Source organism: Comamonas aquatica, from assembly GCF_018064205.1.
Lineage (GTDB): Bacteria > Pseudomonadota > Gammaproteobacteria > Burkholderiales > Burkholderiaceae_C > Comamonas > Comamonas aquatica.
Window position 1 is genome coordinate 3,160,989 of sequence record NZ_CP072916.1, and the last position, 20,956, is coordinate 3,181,944.

16 protein-coding genes are annotated in these 20,956 nt (G+C 69.7%); 14 read left to right on the forward strand and 2 right to left on the reverse strand.

The window, feature by feature from the left end; translation table 11 throughout:
• The 3 genes from KAQ61_RS14870 (at position 1) to KAQ61_RS14880 (ending at position 3,940) form a co-directional block, all read left to right on the forward strand.
• Positions 1-1,008 carry a zinc-dependent alcohol dehydrogenase family protein gene (locus KAQ61_RS14870; protein ID WP_210929681.1) on the forward strand — a complete coding sequence of 336 codons (1,008 nt, stop codon included), beginning with the start codon at positions 1-3 and terminating at the stop codon, positions 1,006-1,008.
• A gap of 175 nt (positions 1,009-1,183) precedes the next feature.
• Positions 1,184-2,854: an ABC1 kinase family protein gene (locus KAQ61_RS14875; protein WP_210929682.1), complete on the forward strand. Its 1,671-nt coding sequence runs from the start codon at positions 1,184-1,186 to the stop codon at positions 2,852-2,854.
• A 6-nt stretch (positions 2,855-2,860) separates the two neighbouring features.
• Positions 2,861-3,940 (forward strand): DUF3108 domain-containing protein, encoded by a 1,080-nt coding sequence (locus tag KAQ61_RS14880; protein WP_210929683.1) that lies wholly within the window; start codon positions 2,861-2,863, stop codon positions 3,938-3,940.
• Between the two features lie 98 nt (positions 3,941-4,038).
• Here KAQ61_RS14880 and KAQ61_RS14885 read toward each other — a convergent pair whose 3' ends face one another.
• On the reverse strand, positions 4,039-5,061 hold the full coding sequence (locus tag KAQ61_RS14885) for a fumarylacetoacetate hydrolase family protein (RefSeq protein WP_210929684.1): 1,023 nt from the start codon (positions 5,059-5,061) through the stop codon (positions 4,039-4,041).
• Between the two features lie 170 nt (positions 5,062-5,231).
• Here KAQ61_RS14885 and KAQ61_RS14890 point away from each other — a divergent pair, with 170 nt between their 5' ends.
• Together KAQ61_RS14890 and KAQ61_RS14895 are read left to right on the forward strand one after the other, a co-directional pair.
• Positions 5,232-6,050, forward strand: a complete 819-nt coding sequence (locus KAQ61_RS14890; RefSeq protein WP_210929685.1) for a DUF3108 domain-containing protein — start codon at positions 5,232-5,234, stop codon at positions 6,048-6,050.
• Positions 6,051-6,214: 164 nt separating this feature from the next.
• The gene (locus KAQ61_RS14895) at positions 6,215-6,511 is read left to right on the forward strand and encodes a BTH_I0359 family protein (protein ID WP_154164160.1); all 297 of its coding nucleotides are present in this window, start codon (positions 6,215-6,217) and stop codon (positions 6,509-6,511) included.
• A gap of 54 nt (positions 6,512-6,565) precedes the next feature.
• Here KAQ61_RS14895 and KAQ61_RS14900 read toward each other — a convergent pair whose 3' ends face one another.
• Entirely contained in the window at positions 6,566-8,911 is a 2,346-nt protein-coding gene (locus KAQ61_RS14900) for a putative bifunctional diguanylate cyclase/phosphodiesterase (RefSeq protein ID WP_210929686.1), read from the reverse strand.
• Positions 8,912-8,965: 54 nt separating this feature from the next.
• On the opposite strand from KAQ61_RS14900, the gene purU reads away from it, so the two are divergent.
• The 9 genes from purU to KAQ61_RS14945 all read left to right on the forward strand — a co-directional run bounded on the left by purU (position 8,966) and on the right by KAQ61_RS14945 (position 20,894).
• Positions 8,966-9,814 (forward strand): formyltetrahydrofolate deformylase, encoded by an 849-nt coding sequence (gene purU / locus KAQ61_RS14905; protein WP_042418682.1) that lies wholly within the window; start codon positions 8,966-8,968, stop codon positions 9,812-9,814.
• Between the two features lie 115 nt (positions 9,815-9,929).
• Positions 9,930-10,853 carry a LysR substrate-binding domain-containing protein gene (locus KAQ61_RS14910; RefSeq protein WP_042418680.1) on the forward strand — a complete coding sequence of 308 codons (924 nt, stop codon included), beginning with the start codon at positions 9,930-9,932 and terminating at the stop codon, positions 10,851-10,853.
• A gap of 165 nt (positions 10,854-11,018) precedes the next feature.
• On the forward strand, positions 11,019-12,503 hold the full coding sequence (locus KAQ61_RS14915; RefSeq protein WP_210929687.1) for an FAD-linked oxidase C-terminal domain-containing protein: 1,485 nt from the start codon (positions 11,019-11,021) through the stop codon (positions 12,501-12,503).
• 324 nt (positions 12,504-12,827) lie between these two features.
• Entirely contained in the window at positions 12,828-13,178 is a 351-nt protein-coding gene (locus KAQ61_RS14920; RefSeq protein ID WP_244982909.1) for an ankyrin repeat domain-containing protein, read from the forward strand.
• 306 nt (positions 13,179-13,484) lie between these two features.
• On the forward strand, positions 13,485-14,939 hold the full coding sequence (locus tag KAQ61_RS14925) for an efflux transporter outer membrane subunit (protein ID WP_210929688.1): 1,455 nt from the start codon (positions 13,485-13,487) through the stop codon (positions 14,937-14,939).
• Between the two features lie 18 nt (positions 14,940-14,957).
• Positions 14,958-16,037, forward strand: coding sequence for an HlyD family secretion protein (locus KAQ61_RS14930; protein ID WP_210929689.1), 1,080 nt, complete (start codon positions 14,958-14,960; stop codon positions 16,035-16,037).
• A 6-nt stretch (positions 16,038-16,043) separates the two neighbouring features.
• The gene (gene rbbA / locus KAQ61_RS14935; protein WP_210929690.1) at positions 16,044-18,851 is read left to right on the forward strand and encodes a ribosome-associated ATPase/putative transporter RbbA; all 2,808 of its coding nucleotides are present in this window, start codon (positions 16,044-16,046) and stop codon (positions 18,849-18,851) included.
• 396 nt (positions 18,852-19,247) lie between these two features.
• On the forward strand, positions 19,248-20,375 hold the full coding sequence (locus KAQ61_RS14940) for an ABC transporter permease (protein WP_154164167.1): 1,128 nt from the start codon (positions 19,248-19,250) through the stop codon (positions 20,373-20,375).
• A 96-nt stretch (positions 20,376-20,471) separates the two neighbouring features.
• Positions 20,472-20,894, forward strand: coding sequence for a hypothetical protein (locus tag KAQ61_RS14945; RefSeq protein ID WP_210929691.1), 423 nt, complete (start codon positions 20,472-20,474; stop codon positions 20,892-20,894).
• Positions 20,895-20,956 lie beyond the last annotated feature (62 nt).

The following is a 20,956-nucleotide window of genomic DNA, read 5'->3' on the forward strand; positions in this document are numbered from 1 at the left end:
ATGAAAGCCTTGCAACTGGCCGCCCCCGGTGGCCTGGACCACCTGCACCTGACCACCCTGCCCGATGCGCCCCCGCCAGGGGCCGGCGAGATCCAGGTGCGCATCCACGCCACCTCGCTGAACTACCACGACCTGCTGGTCGTCAGCCGCCCCGGCGCCACGGCCGATGGCCGCATCCCCATGGCCGATGGGGCCGGCGTGGTCACCGCCGTGGGCGCCGGCGTGACCGAATTCGCCGTGGGCGATGCCGTGGTGTCCACCTTCTTCCCGCAGTGGCTGTCGGGCCGCCGCGTGCCCTCGGACTTCAAACTGGTGCCCGGCGACGGCGTGGACGGCTTTGCCTGCGAGGCCGTGACCCGGCCGGCCACGGCCTTTACCCACGCGCCCCGCGGCTGGTCGCACGAGGAAGCGGCCACGCTGACCACGGCCGGCCTGACCGCCTGGCGTGCGCTGTTCGTCAACGGTCGCCTGCAGCCGGGCGACACGGTGCTGGTGCTGGGCACGGGCGGGGTCTCCATCTTTGCGCTGCAGATGGCCAAGGCCGCCGGCGCGCGCGTCATCGCCACCACCTCCAGCGCCGCCAAGGCCGAGCGCCTGCACGCCCTGGGGGCCGACGTGGTCATCAACTACCGCGACACGCCCGAGTGGGGCAACGCCGTGCTGGCCGCCACCGGCGGGCGCGGCGCCGACATCGTGGTCGAGGTCGGCGGCCCCAACACCCTGCCGCAGTCCATCCGCGCCGGCGCCGTGGGCGGCCACATCGCGCTGATCGGCGTGCTGACCGGCTTTGCCGGCAGCGTGCCCACGGCCGAAATGATGGCCAAGCAGCAGACGCTGCAGGGCCTGATCGTCGGCAGCCGCGAACAGCAGCAGGACATGGTGCGCGCACTGGAGCAGTGGGGCTGGCAGCCGGTGATCGACCGCCACTACCCGCTGGAGCAGATGGTCCAGGCCTTTGCCCACCAGCAGTCGGGCCAGCACTTCGGCAAGATCGTGGTGCGTTACTGACCCTGAAAAAAGAGAGCGCGTCGCGCGCGGCAGGATTAGGCTTTCACACCAAAACAGCGCGAAATGCCTGTAAATCCTGCGCCAGCCGCTCCTTTTTCCAAGGGTGCCCGGCGCAGCACGCCGGCCAGGGCCGGTGCCTGGGTTTATGCTTTGGGGCAGCCACCAGGAGATGCCCATGCTGCACACCGCCGTCGTCGCCGTCCGGGACCGCGCCCGCCTGCAAGAGATTGTGGGCACGCTGCTGCGTTTCGGTCTGGCCGACGTGGTGCACTCGCTGGGCCTGTCGCGCTGGTCGACCTGGCGCAGCACCGAGGCCGAGGCGGAGGCGGCCCACACCGCCCTCAGCCGCGCGGAACGCGTGCGCCTGGCCATCGAGGCGCTGGGCCCGAGCTTCGTCAAGCTGGGCCAGATCCTGGCCACGCGCTCCGACCTGCTGCCGCGCGAATGGACCCGCACCCTGGAAACCCTGCACACCCAGGCCACGCCCCAGCCCTGGTCGGTGATGCAGGCCCACATCGAGGCCCAGCTGGGCCGCCCGGTGCACGAGGCCTTCGTCCGGTTTGACCCCGAACCCATCGCCGCCGCCTCCATCGCTCAGGTCTACCGCGCCCAGCTGCGCCGCCCGGACGGCAGCCTGCGCGAGGTGGCGGTCAAGGTGCAGCGCCCCGACATCCGCGCCGGGCTGGAAGCCGATGCCCGCCTGCTGCGCCATGTGGCCGCCCTGGTGGAAGAACGCTTTCCGCAGCTGGAGCGCTACCGCCCCAGCGACGTGGCGCGCCAGGTCGGCGACGCCCTGCGCGAGGAGCTGGACTTCAGTATCGAAGGCCGCAGCAACGAACTGGTGGCCCAGGCCTTTGCCGGCGATCCGGACATCGCCATCCCGGGCGTCGTCTGGGCGCTGAGCACGCCCGAGCTGCTGGTCCAGGACTGGCTGGACGGCATCCCCGCCAACCGCGCCGCGGGCGACACCCGGTTCGACGGCCGCCTGCTGGCCCAGCGCGGGGCCCATGCCTTCCTGCACATGGTGCTGCGCGACGGCCTGTTCCACGCCGACCCGCACCCCGGCAACCTCTTCGCCCTGCCGGGCAACCGCGTGGGCTTCATCGATTTCGGCCTGGTCGGCCACCTCTCGCCCCACCGACGCGACCAGTTCCTGGTGCTGCTGCGCGCCCTGGTCGAAGGCGATGCCGACAGCCTGGTCATGGTGCTGCTGGAATGGACGGGCGACAGCCGGGTCAGCATCGGCCTGATGGAATCCGCCGTCGAGCGCTACATCGCCCGGCGCGGCAGCGGCCCGCTGCGCCTGGGTGACTCGATCAGTGAATTCATGGACCTGGCGCGCGAATCGCAGATCGCCATGCCGCCCGACATGGCCCTGCTGTTCAAGGCCCTGGTCACCGCCGACCGCGTGCTGCTGCAGCTGGACCCGGACTTCGACGTGATCCGCACCGCCGCGCCCCTGGTGCGCGAGCAGATGCGCGCCCGCTACACCCCGCGGCGCCTGCTGCGCGAGCAACGTGCGGCCAGCCGGCAGATGTACGAGATGGCGGCCGATGTGCCCAAGACCCTGCGCTTGCTGATGTACCGCCTCAAGCAGGGGCGCCTGGGCGTGGACATGGAGGTGCGCCACCTGCACCGCCTGTCCACCGCCCTGGAGCGCGCCGCCACGCGCCTGTCGCTGGCCGTGGTCGCCGGCGCCTTCATCCTGGGCATCGGCCCGACGCTGCTGGCCTCGCAGGTGCACCTGTTCGGCATTCCCGTGTTTCCGGTGCTCGGCGGCCTGGGGGCGGTGATCAGCCTGGCCGTGCTGGGCCTGACCATGCGCCGCCAGCGCGCCTTGGACTGAGGCCGCATGCCCCCCCGGAACATTGGCCTGATTGCGGCCGCCGTGCTGGTCGTGCACCTGCTGGTGCTGTGGGGGCCGGGTGACGCCTGGACCCAGGCCCAGCCCGACGTGCCGGCGGAGGTCGCGCGACTGGACACGGTGTGGATCAGCCCGCCCGTGGCGGCACCCGCCCCGCCACCACCGGCGCCCCGCCCCGTGCGCCAGACACGGGCACGTCCGGCCACCCCGGCGGCGCCTGCGCCCCTGCCCGTGCCAGCCCCCGCCACGGACATGCCCGCCCCGCCGCAGCCAGACCCGGTGGCGGCCGCCGTGGCGGACCACGACCCCACGCCCCCCGAAGCCGCCCCCGCGCAAGACAGCCGCCCTGCAGACACGCCCGCTGGCGCCCCGCACTGGCAGGTGCGCGGCGCAGACGGCCAGCCACTGGCAGTAGCACTGCCCGCCGCCGCGACGGACACGCCCCAGCACCAGGCCCTGCGCTACCGCGTGCACGGCTGGATCAAGGGGCTGGAATACCACGCCCAGGCCGAGCTGAGCTGGCACACCGAGGGCGGCCGCTACCAGGCACGCCAGTCCATCAGCGCCTTCCTGCTGGGTTCGCTGGAGCAGACCAGCCGCGGCCGCATCGGCGCGGAGGGCTTCCAGCCCGAGCGCTTTGACGACCGCCGGCTGACCCGGCTGCGCAGCGCCACGCTGGACTGGGAGGCCCAGCTGGCCCGCTTCGAGCCCGAGCGCCCACCGGCCGCCATCGGCCCCGGCACCCAGGACCGCCTGAGCGTGTTCCTGCAGCTGTCCGCCCTGCTGGAACACCTGCCCGCGCTGCGCGCGCCCGGCACCCTGGTGGAGATCCCCACCCTGGGATCGCGCAGCTTGCAGAGGTGGCAGTTCCGCGTGCAGGACACCGACACCCTGGAGCTGCCCAGCGGCCCGCTGGCCACGCTGCGCCTGCAGCGCGCGCCCCAGTCCGGCGACCGCGAGCAGGCCCTGCTGTGGCTGGCGCCCGCACTGGGCTACGCGCCGGTGCGCATCCAGATGCAGGAGTCCAACGGCGACCACCTGACGCTGACGCTGCGCGAGCTGCCCTGAGAAACACAAAAAAATAGCATCTGACGCTGATCCATCCTGCGTCAGATGCCCATTTATTCATCCAATCGTGCCACGCGCCGTGGCCATCCGGGCGGCCCTCAGCTGCCGCTGCCGTCCCCCTGCGGCGAGACCAGGGTCTGGTCGATGGCGCCAAACAGGCTTTGGCCATCCTTGCCCTTCATCTCGATGCGCACCGTGTCGCCAAACTGCAGCAAGCCGGTCGTGGCCTGCTCCTGCTGCTGCTGCTCCATGGCGCGCTTTTCCGCGATGCTGTGAAAGCCCTTGGACCATTCCGTGCGCCGTGCCGCGCCCCGGCCGCTGGTCACACCCTGGTTGCTGACCACACCGCTGCCCACCACCGTGCCGGCGCGCAGGCTGCGCGTCTTGCAGGCCTGGGCCAGCAGCTGGCCGAAGTGGAAGGCCATGTCCTCGCCGGCCTCGCACATGCCCACCTTGCGCCCGTTCCAGCTGCTGTGCAGCGGCAGGTGCACGCGGCCACCGCGCCAGGCCTCGCCCAGCTCGTCCAGTGTCACCGCCACCGGGCTGCAGCCCAGAGACGGCCAAGCGTGCACCGGCCCCCAGCCCGCCTCCGGCGGCGTGGGCATCAACTGGCGCAGGTTCCAGCTGTTGCACAGCATCAGCAGGCGGATGCCGAACAGCGCCTGCTCGGGCGTGCTGCCCATCGGCACATCGCCGGTGATCGCAGCCAGGCCGGCGCCAAAATCCACGCCCAGGGCCGCGCTGGGCACCACCACCTCCTCGCAGGCGCCGGACAGGCTGTCGCCCGCGCCCTGGCGCAGCACGGGTTCGGTGCCGGGCAGGGCCCAGTCCGGCTGGGTCAGCGCCAGGTGCGAGGGGTAGGCCCCGCCCTCCAGCCACTGGTAGGCGCGCGGCAGCGGTGCCATGCACTGCATGGGGTCAAAGGCAAAGGCATGCGGCGCACGGCCGGTGTTCAGCTGGTGGTACAGGTCCTGCAGCTGGGGCGCCATGAAGCCCCAGTCGTCCAGCACCTGCTGCAGGCGCGAGGCAATGCCGGTGGCGTAATGGGCCAGCCGCAGGTCGCGCGAGACGACGACCAGTTGCCCGTCGCGGGCGCCGTCTTTGTAAGTGGCAAGTTTCATGTGCAATGCGGTGTAGACCGGAAGGCCATACAGCAGCACACGGCGTGGGCTGCTGCAAGAATGGAAGGGTGCGAGTGAGCCAACGCCCGTGGCGTCAGCCGCCCGGATGCGGCCCGCCACCGGCGGCTGCAGGCTCACACTGCGTAAGCTGCAAATTCTAAGGTTCGCCCATGCCACTGCACCCTTGCTTCCGTGCCGCGCCTGTCTGGCGCCTGGGTCTGCTGACCCTGCTGTCCACCGCCGCCGCCCTGGGTGGCACAGCCAGCCATGCCCAGCCCGCCTCCGCGCCGATCGAAGTGCGCAACGCCCAGGGCACGCTGCGCCCCGAGGCCAGCCTGGCCTGGCGTGCGCCGGCGGCGGCGCGCCTGCAGTTCACGGTGCAGGGCAAGTTCAAGGGCCTGCCCTACCAGACCCGGGCCCAGCTGGACTGGCTGCCCCAGGGCCAGCGCTACGAAGCCGCGCAGGAGGTGCAGATCCCCGTGCTGGGCAGCCGGCGCCAGTCCAGCGTCGGCAGCATCGGCCCCCAGGGCCTGCAACCCGAGATCTTCCTGGACCGCAGCCGCAAGGAGTACAGCACCACCTTCGACGCCGCCGCGGGCCAGATCCGTTTCAGCCGGGGCAGCGATCCGGCGCCCTGGCAGCGTGGCACCCAGGACCGCATGAGCGTGTTCTTCCAGGTGGCCGGCATGCTGGCCGCCGCGCCGCAGCGCTACCCCGCGGGCACGCAGATCACGGTGCAGGCCGCCAGCAGCAGCCGGGTGGCGCCCTGGACCTTCACGGTGCGCGGCACCGAAGAACTGCAGCTGCCCGCCGGCCGCATGAGCGCCATCAAGCTGGAGCACAGCTCGGACAGCGGTGCGGCCGACGGCCTGCAGTCGGCACTGTGGCTGGCGCCCGGCCTGCAGTACCTGCCGGTGCGCATCCGCATGCTTGAGGACGGCGGTCGCGACGAGCTGGACCTGAAGTTGCAGTCCCACAGCAAGCCCTGACCTGCGCCGACCAGGCCAGCCGTTGCGGACCGGCCATTCGTGGAATACTGGAGTTGCCCGGTCGCCGCCGGGCACCTTGAAACTGACCGTCTCGCCCGCAACTGGCTGGCAGGGCCACCGCCCACCCGGCATGGCCCGCGAAACGGCAAGAGAGGAGGACCACCATGCAAATGCTTTACGACTCCGACACTTTTGTGGTGCTCCACTTGCAACCCGATCTCGGGCTGCCCGCAGAAATCCTGCTGACCGATGGCCAGACCAGCGCCCCCGGCCTGCCCCGCCACGGTTTTGAGATCGTGGACAAGCGCTCGGGCAAGGAGGTCTACCTGGACGGTTCCTGGGCCGAGCTGTTCCAGCAGCAGATCCAGCAATGGCAGCGCGAATCGCCCAGCGAGGAAGAGGTCGAGGACACGCTGGAGCGCTACGCCCAGCTGGCGCAGAACCCCGTCGTGATGCACTGAGGGCTGCGCCGCGGGCGCACCGACCGCCCGGAGGAGGCGGCTCGGCGCCCGGGCCTAGATGCCCAGACCCAGGCTGTTGAGGCTTTCCTGGCGACGGCGCTGGGCCTCGCCTTCCAGCAGCACGGTGAATTCGCCCACCGGCAGGGGGCGGCTGCAGAAATAGCCCTGGTAGAAATGGCAGCCGTGCTGGCGCAGGAACTCCAGCTGCGCCGCGGTTTCCACGCCCTCGGCCAGCACTTCCATGCCCATGCTCTTGCCCATGGCGATCACTGCATGGCTGATGGCCATGTCGTCGGCGCTTTGCGGGATGTCGCGGATGAAGCTCTGGTCGATCTTGAGCAGGTCGATGGGGAAGCGCTTGAGGTGGGCCAGCGACGAATAGCCGGTGCCGAAGTCGTCGATCGCCAGGCGCAGCCCCAGGTCCTTGAGCCCGCGCAGCACCGTGAGCGCCTCGTCGGGGCGCGCGGCCAGCGCACTTTCGGTGATTTCCAGCTCCAGGCGCCCGGCGGGCAGCCCCGAGCGCGCCAGCGCCTGGCGCGTGCAGCCGACGATGTCGGTCAGCAGGAACTGGTGCAGCGACAGGTTCACCGCGATCGAGATGTCGGGCAGCCCTTGACCGCTCCAGGCCTGGGCCTGGCGGCAGGCCTCGCCCAGCACCCACTCGCCCAGGGGGCCGATCAGCCCGGTGCTCTCCGCGACCGGGATGAAGCGCGCCGGGGAGATCATGCCGTCCACCGGGTCGAACCAGCGCACCAGGGCCTCGCAGCCGATCAGGCCCCCGGTGGCGATGTCGATCTGCGGCTGGTAGAACAGTTGCAGGTGCCCCTGGGCCACGGCATTGCGCAGCCGCGACTCCAGCGCAATGCGCTCGCGCGCGGCCTGGGTCATGTCCTCGTTGAAGAAGCACCACTGGTTGCTGCCGCCCTTGCCGTCCTTGGCACCGTACACCGCAGCGTGCGCGCCCTGCACCAGCAGGGCCGCATCCTGGGCGTGCTCGGGGTAGCAGCAGATGCCGGCACTGCCGCTGACCACCACGGCAAAACCATCGGGGGATTTCCAGGGCTGGGCGGCCGCGTGGATCAAGCGCTCGGCGATGTCCGAGGCTTCCTTGCGGTGCTTGAGGTGGCGCGTCAGCACCACGATCTCGTCGCCCGCCATGCGCGCGATCAGGTCCCCGGGCCGCAGCGCCGACTGCACCTGGCGCGCGATGTGGCGCAGCACCTCGTCGCCCACGGAGTGGCCGTAGCTGTCGTTCACGTCCTTGAAACGGTCCAGGTTCAGCAGGATGACCGCCATGCGCTCGCGCGTTTCGACCGCGTGGTGCACACAGCGCGTCAGCTCCTGCACGAACCAGTTGCGGTTGGCCAGGCCGGTCAGGGCGTCGCGGTGGGCCAGATGCTCCAGCTGGCGCTCGCGCTGCTTCTCCTCGGAAATATCGGTGAACATGCACACGTAGTGCGAGACATGGCCTTGCGGGTCGCGCACCGCGTTCAGCGACATGCGCTCCGGGAAGATTTCGCCGTTCTTGCGCTTGTTCCAGATTTCCCCGCGCCAGTGGCCACTGCGGTGCAGGCTGCTCCACATCTCGTCATAGAAGGCCTTGTCGTGCAGGCCGGACTTGAAGGTCGAGGGGCGCTTGCCGATCAGCTCCGCCGCCTCGTAGCCCAGCAGGCGCGAGAAGGCCGGGTTGACCGACAGGATGTGGCTGTTGGCATCGGTCACCACGATGCCTTCGGCGGTGTTTTCTACCACGCTGGCCGCCAGCCGCAGGCGGTCTTCCTCGGCGCGCTGCTGGGTCTTGTCGGTGATGATGCCGGAGAAGCGCACGGGCTGGCCGCGGTCGTCCAGGTGGCGGGTGCCGCGGGCCTCGAACCAGCGGTAGGCCCCGTCAAAGCACAGCACGCGGGCCGTCACCACAAACGGTACACCCTGCTCCAGCGTGGCCTGGGCCGCCTGGCCCACCATGGCGCGGTCGTCCGGGTGGATGCGCGGCTTGAAGCGAAACTCCGCCGAAAAGTTGCAGCCCTCGTAGCGCATCAGCTTGGCCACACCCTGCGAGAAGGTGTGGCGCCGTTGGGCCATGTCCCAGTCCCACATGCCGCTGCCGCTACCATCCAGCGCCAGGCGCAGCTTTTCCTCGCTGGCCTCCAGGGCCTGGCGGTCGGCGCTGCGCCGTGCCTCGGCGCGCATGGTCCGCAGCACCAGCCAGGCCGCGTAGCAGCCCGACAGCAGCACGAACACATAGTCCTGCCCTTGCTGCAGCAGCAGATACAGCGCACGGTCCTGCACCAGCTGCGGCATGATCGCGTCCCCTGCGCCAAACCACAGCAGGCCGACCACCAGATACAGCACCAGCGCCCGCCAGGGTGCCAGATGCGGGACTGCGTCCTCGTGTTGCATGTATTCCCTCAATCCCCTCTTGACCCCGGCCATGCTGCGACAATTGCCCCCGCTATGACCCAAGCCTACATCCTTACTCTGTCCTGCCCCGACCGCCGTGGTCTGGTGCATGCCGTCTCCGGCTTCCTGCTGGAGCAAGGCGCCAACATCGAAGAAGCTTCCCAATTCAACGACAGCGCCACCGGTCTGTTCTTCATGCGCGTGCAGTTTGCCTGCGAGCACACCGACCTGGCCGGCCTGAAGGCGGCCACCGCCGTCATGGCCGACACCTACGAGATGAAGTGGAGCCTGCACGCCGAATCGGAGCGCATGAAGACCGTGCTGATGGTCAGCCGCCAGGGCCACTGCCTGAACGACCTGCTGTTCCGCTGGAAATCCGGCCTGCTGCCCATCGACATCAAGGCCATCATCAGCAACCACCGCGACTTCTACCAACTGGCCGCCAGCTACAACATCCCGTTCCACCACATTCCGGTGACTGCCGCCACCAAAGCCCAGGCCGAAGCCAAGCAGTTCGAGATTATCGAGGCGGAAGGGGCCGAGCTGGTCGTTCTGGCCCGTTATATGCAGGTCCTGTCTAATGACTTGTGTCAAAAACTGTCCGGACGTGCGATCAACATCCACCACAGTTTCCTGCCCAGCTTCAAGGGTGCCAAGCCCTACTACCAGGCGCATGACCGTGGCGTGAAACTGATCGGCGCTACCGCCCACTACGTGACCGCGGATCTGGACGAAGGCCCGATCATCGAGCAGGACGTGGCCCGTGCCGACCACACCGACACCGTGGAAGACCTGACCGCCCGCGGCCAGGACACCGAAAGCCAGGTGCTGGCGCGTGCCGTGAAGTGGCACAGCGAACACCGTGTGCTGGTCAACGGCCACAAGACCGTGGTGTTCCGCTGAGCGAAGCACATCGCAGCAGGTAGCGCTTGCCGTTGCTGGGTTCCCGGTTGTCGACCTGGAAACCCGCAACCGCAAGCGCTTCTTGCTTTTCCAACCGCAGCCACCACCCCGCGCCATGTCCACACCCCGCAGCAACGGCCAACGCCCCAGCCGCTTCTTTGACAGCCGCTCGGCCCGGCGCATCCCGCCCATCCAGTGCCTGCTGACTTTTGAAGCCCTGGCACGCCTGCGCAGCGTGACGCTGACGGCCGAGGAGCTCAGCGTCACGCCCAGCGCGGTCAGCCACCGCGTGCGCCAGCTGGAGCAGGTGCTGGGCACGCAGCTGTTCGGGCGCACGGACTTTTCGCTGACCACCGACGGCCAGAACTACCTGCAGCAGGTGCGCGAAGGCCTAGGGGCGCTGCAGTGCTTCCCCAACCACCCGGTAGCCAGCGGCCGCGCACGGCTGAAGATCGCGGTCACGCCCACCTTTGCGCGCTGCATGCTGATCCCGCGCCTGGCGCAGTTCACCGAGGCCTACCCCGAGATCGACCTGACGCTGCAGGTCGCCATCCCGCTGCTGGACGTGGTGGCCGAGGATGCCGACCTGATGGTGCGCTACGGCGTTGGCCATTACGCGGACGTGGAACACCTGGAGATCGCCCGCGACGTCTACACGCCCGTGGCCTCGCCCAGTTTTCTGCGCCAGCACGGCCCCATCACCAAGCCCGAGGACCTGCAGGAGCTGCCGCTGCTGCGCAGCCCGCTGGAATCCTGGCGCCCCTGGTTCCAGGCTGCCGGCCTGGACTGGGCCGAGCCCAGCGAGGGCTCGCAGTTCAACGATGTGGGCCTGCTGTGCGACGCCGCCGCCGCCGGCATGGGCGTGGCGCCGGTGCGCCTCAAGCTCGGCGCCCCCTGGCTGGACAACGGCACCCTGGTGCGCCTGTTCGACCTGGACGTGGCCAGCCCCCATGCCCACTACCTGTGCTGGCGCACCGGCACCATGGACCGCTGGGAATGCCAGGCCTTCGCCGAGTGGCTGGCCAAGACCGTGGGCTGATGCTTTTTTGAGTCGAATTGGCAGTTAACGCAAGCAGGACCAGCGTCAGCAGCTCCTGATTTTGAAGTACCTGGACGCCCCCCGGGGTCGTGCCGGTGACGCTTTCACAGCCGCTTGCCAAAAAAATCACAGCACCGCGCCACGGCTTGCCCTACAGTCGGCGCCATGACCAGCCCCAGCCTTTCCGAACGCGCCACCCGCCAGGCCGAAGTCGTGGCCGCCCTGCGCCAGCATGTGCCCGAGCACGCCCTGCTGTGGAATGCCGAAGACACCACACCGTACGAGTGCGACGGCCTGACCGCCTACCGCCAGCGCCCGCTGGTGGTCTGCCTGCCCGAGACCTATGACCAGGTCCAGGCGGTGCTCAAGGCCTGCCACGCTGTCAACGTGCCCGTGGTGGCACGCGGCGCGGGCACCGGCCTGTCCGGCGGCGCCATGCCCCACGCCATGGGCGTGACGCTGTCGCTGGCCAAGTTCAACCAGATCCTCAAGGTCGATGCCTACAGCCGCACGGCCGTGGTGCAGTGCGGCGTGCGCAACCTGGCCATCAGCGAGGCCGCTGCGCCCTACGGCCTGTACTACGCCCCCGATCCCAGCAGCCAGATCGCCTGCACCATCGGCGGCAACGTGGCCGAGAACTCCGGCGGCGTGCACTGCCTGAAATACGGTCTGACGGTGCACAACGTGCTGAAGGTCAAAGGCTTCACCATCGAGGGCGAACCGGTCGAGTTCGGCTCCGACGCGCTGGACGCGCCCGGCTACGACCTGCTGGCCGCCATGATCGGCAGCGAGGGCATGCTGGCCGTGGTGACCGAGGTGACCGTCAAGCTGATCCCCAAGCCGCAGCTGGCGCGCTGCATCATGGCCAGCTTCGATGACGTGCGCAAAGCCGGCGACGCCGTGGCCGCCGTGATCGCGGCCGGCATCATCCCGGCCGGGCTGGAGATGATGGACAAACCCATGACCGCCGCCGTCGAGGACTTTGTGCGCGCCGGCTACGACCTGACGGCCGAGGCCATCCTGCTGTGCGAATCCGATGGCACGCCCGAGGAGGTGGAGGAAGAGATCGCCCGCATGAGCGAGGTGCTGCGCGCCGCCGGCGCCACGGCCATCAGCGTGAGCCAGAGCGAGGAGGAACGCCTGCGCTTTTGGAGCGGGCGCAAGAACGCCTTCCCCGCCAGTGGCCGCATCAGCCCCGACTACATGTGCATGGACTCGACCATCCCGCGCAAGCGCCTGGCCGACATCCTGCTGGCCATCCAGGAGATGGAAAAGAAGTACCAGCTGCGCTGCGCCAACGTGTTCCACGCCGGCGACGGCAACCTGCACCCGCTGATCCTGTTCGATGCCAACGACGCCGACGAACTGCACCGCTGCGAGCTGTTCGGCGCCGACATCCTGGAGACCAGCGTGGCCATGGGCGGCACGGTGACCGGCGAGCACGGCGTGGGCGTGGAAAAGCTCAACAGCATGTGCACCCAGTTCACCACCGAGGAGAACCAGCAGATGTTCGCCCTGAAGGCCGCCTTCGACCCGGCCGGCCTGCTGAACCCCGGCAAGGTCATCCCCACGCACAACCGCTGCGCCGAGTACGGCAAGATGCTGGTGCGCGGCGGCCAGATCAGCCACCCGGACCTGCCCAGGTTCTGAGCGGCACAGCGCCCGCCTGCCACATCGTTTGCAGCCCCGGGCTGCCATCTGCGTGCAGATGCGCTCGGCGGCGGATGATGCCCGGCCACGCCGGTTCAATCCTCGCGCCACGGGCACCCGATAAACCGCCCGTGCCACGGCAGCGCCGGGCACAGCCCTGGGCCCGCGGCACCCGGGACCTGCAAAGAACTTTTTTTCACCGCCGCAGCCCACGCAACCAGGCGCTCCCGGCCTCCCTTCCCGCGCCGACTGCGCGAAATCCCGCTGTGCGAACCCCGGGCCTTGCACTACAAGGGCGGGAGGATGGACCAACGAGGAGGTGCCATGGCCAGTGGAGGCGGTGATTGGAAAGACATGTACAACGCAGCCGAGCGCGGCGATGCGGCCTGCGTGCGCTACCACCTGAGTGCCGGGGTGGACGTCGACTACCAGCACCCCGAGGTGATGCAGACGGCCCTGGTCGCCAGCCTGCTGCAGGGCCATGCCGAGGTCGCACGTCTGCTGCTGGAGCATGGCGCCGACCCCAACCTGCCTGCGGAGCTGGGCAGCCTGAGCCCGCTGCAGGCCGCGCAGTCCCGCGGCGATGCCGAGTTGCTGCCGCTGCTGCAGGCCTACGGGGCCGTCGCCCGCCCGGCCCCCGCACCCGTCTGGTGGCAGCGCTGGCTGCCCCTGTGAACGCAGGCCCCACGCGACGGCCAACTCGACAGTATGGCCGCAGCGCGCAACTTTTGGAAACATCCCCCCGGTGCTAACCCTAGTGGCACCGCTGGCCTTTGTCCCCGCCGGGCGGCAAGGCTGTAACATTAGGCTGGTGAATCCTGCCAATCCGCACCGGGTGGTCTTGCGACCCGGCGCTGCCGCCCCCTCCTGCTCCCACTGCAGACTCCGACCAGCCCGCCACCGCCTTGCGGCGGCGCTGCAGACTGGCCGGACCTGGTGGCGCCGCTGCGAACCACCACCCGCTGCACACCCATGCTTGCCATGAACACCTCCGTTTGCCTGCCCCCTGCCACTCCCGTCCGCCTGGCGGTGCTGCTGGCATGTGCCCTGCTGCTGGGTGGTTGTGCCCCTGGTGCCACCCCCCTGGCGCAACCCGACCCCGCCGTGCTGCCCGGCCAGTGGCCGTCCGACAGCCATGCCACCCCGGTGACGGCCGCCTTGCCCGACTGGCAGCAGTGGGTGCAGGACCCCACGCTGGCCCAGCTGCAGACCCAGGCCCTGGCCCACAACCGCGACCTGCGCCTGGCGCTGCTGCGGGTCGAAGAGGCGCGCGCCGTGCACGGCCTGCAGCGCGCCGACCGGTTTCCGACGGTGGCCGTGGGCAGCAGCCATGCCCGGGCCCGCGTGCCCGGCGATCTGAACGTCAGCGGCCGCCCGGTCACCGGCAGCGACCATGAAGTCTTCGTCGGCCTCAACAGCTGGGAGCTGGACCTGTGGGGCCGCGTGCGCAGCCTGGACGAGGCCGCCCTGCAGCAGTACCTGGCCAGCGCCGCCGGGGCCCGGGCCGCCCAGTTGACGCTGCTGGGCCAGGTGGCCCGCAGCTACCTGGCGCTGCGCGAGACCGACGAGCGCCTGCACCTGGCGCGCAGCACGCTGGACACCCGGGCCGAAACCCAGCGCATCTTCACGCGCCGCCATGAGGTCGGCAGCACCTCCAAATACGCGCTGACCCAGGTGCAAAGCCTGTACAACCAGGCCCATGCCCTGGTGGTGCAGCTGCAGCAGGCGCGTGCGCAGCAGGTCCATGCCCTGGGCCAGCTCACGGGCCAGGCGATCGACCCGCTGCCGGCCCTGCCACCCGGGGCGGCCATCCTGGGCGAGGTCCCGGCCGGCCTGCCCTCCCACCTGCTGCAGGCGCGGCCCGACATCGTCGCGGCCGAGCACCAGCTGCAGGCCGCCCACGCCCAGGTGGCGGCCGCCCGCGCGGCCTTCTTCCCGCGCATTGCGCTGACTGGCAGCTTCGGTACGGCCAGCGCCCAGTTGGACGGTCTGTTCGACAGCGGCAGCAAGGCCTGGACCTTTGCCCCCAGCATTTCCCTGCCCATCCTGGACGGGGGACGCCGCCACGCCAACCTGGACCTGGCCACGGTGCGCCAGCACAGCGCCGTGGCCAGCTACGAGCGCAGCGTGCAGACCGCCTTCCGCGAGGTGGCCGATGCCCTGTCGGCGCGCCACTTCCTGGCGCAGCAACTGCGCGTGCAGCAGGACAACCTGCAGGTGCTGCAGGAGCGCAACCGCCTGGCCCAGCTGCGCTATGACAACGGTGCCTCGCCCTACCTGGACGTGCTGGATGCCCAGCGCGAGCTGCTGGGCGCCGCGCAGCAGGCGGTGCAGGTGGCCTACGCCCTGCAGGCCGCCCAGGTCAGCCTGTACACCGCCCTGGGGGGCGCCCCCGCCGGCACCGACCGCCAGCGCCCCTCCGCCGTCACCCCCTAACCGACCGCAGTGCCCACCATGCCCATCGCACCCACCACCCGCAAGACCCTCACCACCGTCGCGATGGCCGCGGCCCTGCTGCTGGCCGCTGGCTATGCCTGGCAGCAATGGCAGGCCAGCCAGGTCGATGCCGGCCTGGCCAGCGGCAACGGCCGCATCGAAGCCACGGAGATCGACGTCGCCACCAAGCTCGGCGGCCGGGTTGAAGAGATCCTGGTCACCGAAGGCGCCTTCGTGAAAGCCGGCGAACCGCTGGCGCGCATGCAGATCCACACCCTTCAGGCCCAGCATGCCGAGGCCGTGGCCGGCAAGGACCGGGCCGAGCACAACGTGGCCGCCGCCCGCGCCCAGGTGGCGCTGCGCGAAAGCGACCACGCCGCCGCCCTGGCCCTGGTGACCCAGCGCGAGGCCGAGCTGGACGCCGCCCAGCGCCGCCTGGCGCGCTCCGAAACCCTGGCCAAGGAAGGCGCCAGCGCCGTGCAGGAACTGGACGACGACCGCGCCCGCATGCGCAGCGCCCAGGCCGCACTGAAGGCCACACAGGCCCAGGCGGCGGCCGCCAAGGCGGCCATCGAGGCGGCCAAGGCCCAGGTCACCGGCTCGGTCTCGGCCGTGACCGCCGCCGCGGCCACCGTGCAGCGCATCGATGCCGAACTCGACGACAGCACGCTGACCGCCCCGCGCGACGGGCGGGTGCAATTCCGCCTGGCCCAGCCCGGCGAGGTGCTGGGGGCCGGCGGCAAGCTGCTGAACCTGGTGGACCTGTCGGACGTGTACATGGGCTTCTTCCTGCCCGAGACCGTGGCCGGCCGCGTGGCCCTGGGCGCCGAGGTGCGCATCGTGCTGGACGCCGCGCCGCAGTGGGTGATCCCCGCCAAGGTCAGCTTCGTGGCCAGCACCGCCCAGTTCACGCCCAAGACCGTGGAGACCGCCAGCGAACGCCAGAAGCTGATGTTCCGCGTCAAAGCGCAGATCGACCCGCAGCTGCTGCAAAAGCACCTGAGCCAGGTGAAGACCGGCCTACCCGGCCAGGCCTGGGTGCTGGCCGAGCCTGGCGCCCAGTGGCCCGCCCACCTGCAAGTGAAGCTGCCGGAGTAAGCGCGCATGACAGTGGCGCCCCCCCCTTCCCGCCCCGCGGTGGCCCAGCTGCAGGACGTGCGCCTGCGCTATGGCCGCACCGAGGCGCTGCGCGGCATCACGCTGGAGATTCCCGCCGGCGGCATGGTCGGCCTGATCGGACCGGACGGCGTGGGCAAGTCCAGCCTGCTGTCGCTGCTGGCCGGTGCCCGCGCGGTGCAGGACGGCCAGGTCTGGGCCCTGGGCGGTGACATGCGCAGCCAGGCGCACCGCGAGGCCGTGTGCCCGCGCATCGCCTACATGCCCCAGGGGCTGGGCAAGAACCTCTATCCCACGCTGTCGGTCGAGGAGAACCTGCAGTTCTTCGCCCGCCTGTTCGGCCATGACGCGGCCGAGCGCCGCGCCCGCATCGACGACCTGACGCAGAGCACCGGGCTGAAGAAATTCCTGGCCCGCCCGGCCGGCAAGCTGTCGGGCGGCATGAAGCAGAAGCTGGGCCTGTGCTGCGCACTGATCCACGACCCCGACCTGCTGATCCTGGACGAACCCACCACCGGCGTGGACCCGCTGGCGCGCGCCCAGTTCTGGGACCTGATCCGCCGCATCCGCAGCACCCGCCCGCACATGAGCGTGCTGGTGGCCACGGCCTATATGGACGAGGCCCAACGCTTTGACTGGCTGGTGGCCATGGACGATGGTCTGGTGCTGGACACCGGCACACCGGCCGAGCTGCTGGCACGCACCGCCACGCAGTCGCTGGAGGCGGCCTTCATCGCCCTGCTGCCCGAAGCCAAGAAGCGCGGCCATGCCGCGGTGCAGATCCCGCCGCTGCAGGCCGACGACCAGGACATCGCCATCGAGGCCCAGGACCTGACCATGCGCTTTGGCGACTTTGTCGCCGTGGACCATGTGAACTTCCGCATCCGCCGCGGCGAGATCTTCGGCTTCCTCGGCTCCAACGGCTGCGGCAAGTCCACCACCATGAAGATGCTGACCGGGCTGATGCCCGCCAGCGCAGGCCAGGCCTGGCTGTTCGGCAACGCGGTGAACCCCAATGACATCGCCACGCGCCGGCGCGTGGGCTACATGTCGCAGGCGTTCTCGCTGTACGGCGAGCTGACGGTGGAGCAGAACCTGGTGCTGCACGCCCAGCTGTTCCACGTGCCCGAGGCCGAGGTGCAGGCGCGCGTGCAGGAGATGCTGGAGCGCTTTGGCCTGACCGCCGAGCGCCGCGAGCTGCCCGAGCGCCTGCCGCTGGGACTGCGCCAGCGCCTGTCGCTGGCCGTGGCCATGGTGCACCGGCCCGAGCTGCTGATCCTGGACGAGCCCACCTCGGGCGTGGACCCGGTGGCGCGCGACCAGTTCTGGCGCCTGCTGGTGGAGCTGTCGCGCCGCGACCAGGTGACCATCTTCATCTCCACCCACTTCATGAACGAGGCCGCGCGCTGCGACCGCATGTCGATGATGCACGCCGGCAAGGTGCTGGACAGCGACACGCCCGCCGCCCTGGTCGCCAAGCGCGGCGCGGCCACGCTGGAGGAGGCCTTCATCGGCTACCTGGTCGAAGCCTCGGGCGAGGCCGCACCGGACCTGGACGCAAAACCCGAAGCAGCCAGCGCAAGCTCCACGCCAACTTCAGGCACAAAACCATCGGAAAGCCTTGTTCAATCAGCGCCAACCGCTCCTGCTTCTGAAGCTGCACGCCCCGCCCGCTTCAGCCTGCAGCGGCTGTGGAGCTATCTGTGGCGCGAAACCCTGGAGCTGCAGCGCGACCCGGTGCGCGCCACCATGGCGCTGGCCGGCTCGCTGGTGCTGATGGTGGTGATCGGCTTCGGCATCAGCATGGACGTGGAAGACCTGCGCTTTGCCGTGCTGGACCGCGACCAGAGCACGCTGAGCCAGAGCTACACGCAAAGCCTGTCGGGCTCGCGCTACTTCGTCGAGCAGCCGCCGCTGCACAGCTACGAAGAGCTGGACCGGCGCATGAAAAGCGGCGAGCTGTCGCTGGCCATCGAGATCCCGCCCGGCTTTGGCCGCGACGTGCTGCGCGGCCGCCCGGTGGCCGTGGGCGCCTGGTTCGACGGCGCCATGCCCCAGCGCGGCGAGACCGTGAAGGGCTATGTGCAAGGCATCCACCAATACTGGCTGGTGCAGCAGGTGCGCGAGCGCACCGGCCTGCGCATGGGCAGCCAGGTGGCGATCGAGACGCGCTTTCGCTACAACCCCGATGTGAAGAGCCTGCCCGCCATGGTGCCCGCCGTCATCCCCATGCTGCTGCTGATGTTCCCGGCCATGCTGACGGCCCTGGCCGTGGTGCGCGAGAAGGAGCTGGGCTCCATCGTCAACCTCTACGTCACGCCGGTCACGCGGCTGGAGTTCCTGCTGGGCAAGCAACTGCCCTATGTGGCCCTGGCGCTGCTCAACTACCTGCTGATGTGCGCCATGGCGGTGTTCGCCTTCGGCGTGCCCATGACCGGCAGCTTCATGGCGCTGACGCTGGCGGCCCTGCTGTTTGCCGTCATCGCCACCGGCATGGGCCTGCTGGCCTCGGCCGTCACGCGCAGCCAGATCGCGGCGCTGTTCTTCGCCATGCTGGGCACGCTGATCCCGGCCACGCAGTTCTCGGGCCTGACCGACCCGGTCAGCTCGCTGGAAGGCGCGGGCCGCTGGATCGGCGAGATCTACCCCGCCACCCACATGTTCGCCATCAGCCGCGGCGTGTTCAGCAAGGCCCTGGGCCTGCACGAGCTGACCAGCGCCTACCTGCCGCTGCTGCTGGCCATTCCCGTGATCATGGGCATCGCCATCTGGGCCTTGCCCAAGCAAGAGAAATGACGAATCTCCCCCTGAGTCGCTTCGCGCCTTCCCCCTCTCTGGCTTCGCCGGAGGGGGACGACACCCGCGCGGCGGGGCGGCCCTTGCGCGGTGTCCCTGGCGCAAGGGGTCTCGGTATGCGGCATGCCTGCACTGCATGGCGGCAGCTTCTGCGCAATGCCTCTGGTATGTGGCATGCCTGCCAGAGCGAGCCCGCGCAGCGCAGCGGGGCTCCGTTCGCGCGCCACAACGCCCAGACAGCGCTGCAGGCGCGGCGTGGGCCCGCAGACAGTACTGGGGGATGGCCAGGGCCCGCAACCAAGCCTGCAGCGCTGTCTGGGCGCACCCGCACGAATCACTTACCAAGGCCACCACAAAACGGCGCTTCGGCATCCGTCAAGCATTGGGGAAACTGCCATGCTGCATAGCTTGAAAAACATCTGGCGCCTGGGCGTGAAGGAACTGTGGAGCCTGTGGCGCGACCCGGTGATGCTGGTGCTCATCGTCTACACCTTCACCGCCTCGGTCTACACCGCCGCCTCGGCCATGCCCGAGACGCTGCACCACGCGCCCATCGCCATCGTCGACCAGGACCAGTCGCCGCTGTCGGCGCGCATTGCCTCGGCCTTCTACCCGCCGCAGTTCATGCCGCCGCAGATGCTGGACTGGCAGCAGGTGGACCCCGGCATGGACGCAGGCACCTTCACCTTCGCGCTCACCATTCCACCCGGCTTCCAGCGCGACGTGCTGGCCGGCAGGAAGGCCGAGCTGCAGCTGAACGTGGACGCCACGCGCATGAGCCAGGCGTTCTCGGGCAGCGGCTACATCCAGCAGATCGTGCTGGCCGAGATCAACGAATTCACCCAGCGCCACCGCAGCGCCAGCACGCTGCCGGTGGAGCTGGAGCTGCGCGCGCGCTTCAACCCGTCGCTGAACAAGATCTGGTTCGGCGGGCTGATGCAGATCATCAACAACGTGACCCTGCTGTCCATCATCCTGACCGGTGCGGCCCTGATCCGCGAGCGCGAGCACGGCACCATCGAGCACCTGCTGGTGATGCCGGTCACGCCCACCGAGATCATGCTGGCCAAGGTCTGGTCCATGGGCGCCGTGGTGCTGGTGGCGGCCGGGGTGTCGCTGAACCTGGTGGTGCGCGGCTTTCTGCAGGTGCCGATCGAGGGCAGCATCCCGCTGTTCATGGCCGGCGCGGCGCTGTGCCTGTTCGCCACCACGGCCATGGGCATCTTCATGGCCACGGTGGCACGCTCCATGCCGCAGTTCGGCCTGCTGATGGTGCTGACGCTGCTGCCGCTGCAGCTGCTGTCGGGCGGCATGACGCCGCGCGAGTCCATGCCCCAGTTGGTGCAGGACATCATGCTGCTGGCGCCGACCACGCACTTCGTCGAGCTGGGCCAGGCCATCCTCTACCGCGGCGCCGGGCTGGAGGTGGTGTGGAAGCCCTTCCTGGCGCTGGCCGCCATCGGCAGCGTGCTGTTTGCGCTGTCGCTGGCGCGCTTTCGCAAGACCATCAGCCAGATGGCCTGAGCGCGGCGGCGCCCGGCGGCAGAAGCCGGGTGCCGCACGCGCCTACCCGCATCGCGCCACAATGCGGGCTTTGACGCAGACCGCCGTGCCGCACCCATGACTGAAGCAAGCTTTGAAGAACACCTGCAATCCGGCAACGCCCTGGTCGCCCGGGCCCAGCAGGCCGCGACCGTCGACTTCCAGCAGGCCCGCGCCCTGTGGCAGCAGGCCGGCCAGCACTTCTTCCACGCCCACAAGGCCGAACCCGACCACGCCGAAGCGGCCTTCCGCCTGGCCCAGGCATGGATGGCCGAGGCCCTGGCGCTGCAAAAGGAAGGCTCGGCCAACGCCCTGGTGATGTGGTCCAACGCCGCCGCACAGTGCGAGCAGGCCTTCGACCTGGACCCGGACAACGGCCGTGTCGCCATGACGGCCGCCAGCTGCCACCACTTTGCCGGCGAGCACGACGCGGCCAAGGCCTGGAAGCAGATCGGCGAGCACCTGCTGCAAACCCAGGCGCCCGACGCAGACGGCGCCTGACGCCCTGCGCTGCATAAAAAAAGAGCACCCCGCGCAGGGTGCTCTTTGCTTTTAGGCATCAA

Excerpts from the sequence above, each read along its gene's own strand:
- KAQ61_RS14900 (WP_210929686.1), bottom strand. The coding sequence starts at position 8,911 with ATGCAACACGAGGACGCAGTCCCGCATCTGGCACCCTGGCGGGCGCTG.
- KAQ61_RS14880 (WP_210929683.1), top strand. The coding sequence starts at position 2,861 with ATGCCCCCCCGGAACATTGGCCTGATTGCGGCCGCCGTGCTGGTCGTG.
- KAQ61_RS14945 (WP_210929691.1), top strand. The coding sequence starts at position 20,472 with ATGACTGAAGCAAGCTTTGAAGAACACCTGCAATCCGGCAACGCCCTG.
- purU (WP_042418682.1), top strand. The coding sequence starts at position 8,966 with ATGACCCAAGCCTACATCCTTACTCTGTCCTGCCCCGACCGCCGTGGT.
- KAQ61_RS14895 (WP_154164160.1), top strand. The coding sequence starts at position 6,215 with ATGCAAATGCTTTACGACTCCGACACTTTTGTGGTGCTCCACTTGCAA.
- KAQ61_RS14930 (WP_210929689.1), top strand. The coding sequence starts at position 14,958 with ATGCCCATCGCACCCACCACCCGCAAGACCCTCACCACCGTCGCGATG.
- KAQ61_RS14915 (WP_210929687.1), top strand. The coding sequence starts at position 11,019 with ATGACCAGCCCCAGCCTTTCCGAACGCGCCACCCGCCAGGCCGAAGTC.
- rbbA (WP_210929690.1), top strand. The coding sequence starts at position 16,044 with ATGACAGTGGCGCCCCCCCCTTCCCGCCCCGCGGTGGCCCAGCTGCAG.
- KAQ61_RS14940 (WP_154164167.1), top strand. The coding sequence starts at position 19,248 with ATGCTGCATAGCTTGAAAAACATCTGGCGCCTGGGCGTGAAGGAACTG.
- KAQ61_RS14920 (WP_244982909.1), top strand. The coding sequence starts at position 12,828 with ATGGCCAGTGGAGGCGGTGATTGGAAAGACATGTACAACGCAGCCGAG.
- KAQ61_RS14890 (WP_210929685.1), top strand. The coding sequence starts at position 5,232 with ATGCCACTGCACCCTTGCTTCCGTGCCGCGCCTGTCTGGCGCCTGGGT.
- KAQ61_RS14910 (WP_042418680.1), top strand. The coding sequence starts at position 9,930 with ATGTCCACACCCCGCAGCAACGGCCAACGCCCCAGCCGCTTCTTTGAC.
- KAQ61_RS14870 (WP_210929681.1), top strand. The coding sequence starts at position 1 with ATGAAAGCCTTGCAACTGGCCGCCCCCGGTGGCCTGGACCACCTGCAC.
- KAQ61_RS14925 (WP_210929688.1), top strand. The coding sequence starts at position 13,485 with ATGAACACCTCCGTTTGCCTGCCCCCTGCCACTCCCGTCCGCCTGGCG.
- KAQ61_RS14885 (WP_210929684.1), bottom strand. The coding sequence starts at position 5,061 with ATGAAACTTGCCACTTACAAAGACGGCGCCCGCGACGGGCAACTGGTC.
- KAQ61_RS14875 (WP_210929682.1), top strand. The coding sequence starts at position 1,184 with ATGCTGCACACCGCCGTCGTCGCCGTCCGGGACCGCGCCCGCCTGCAA.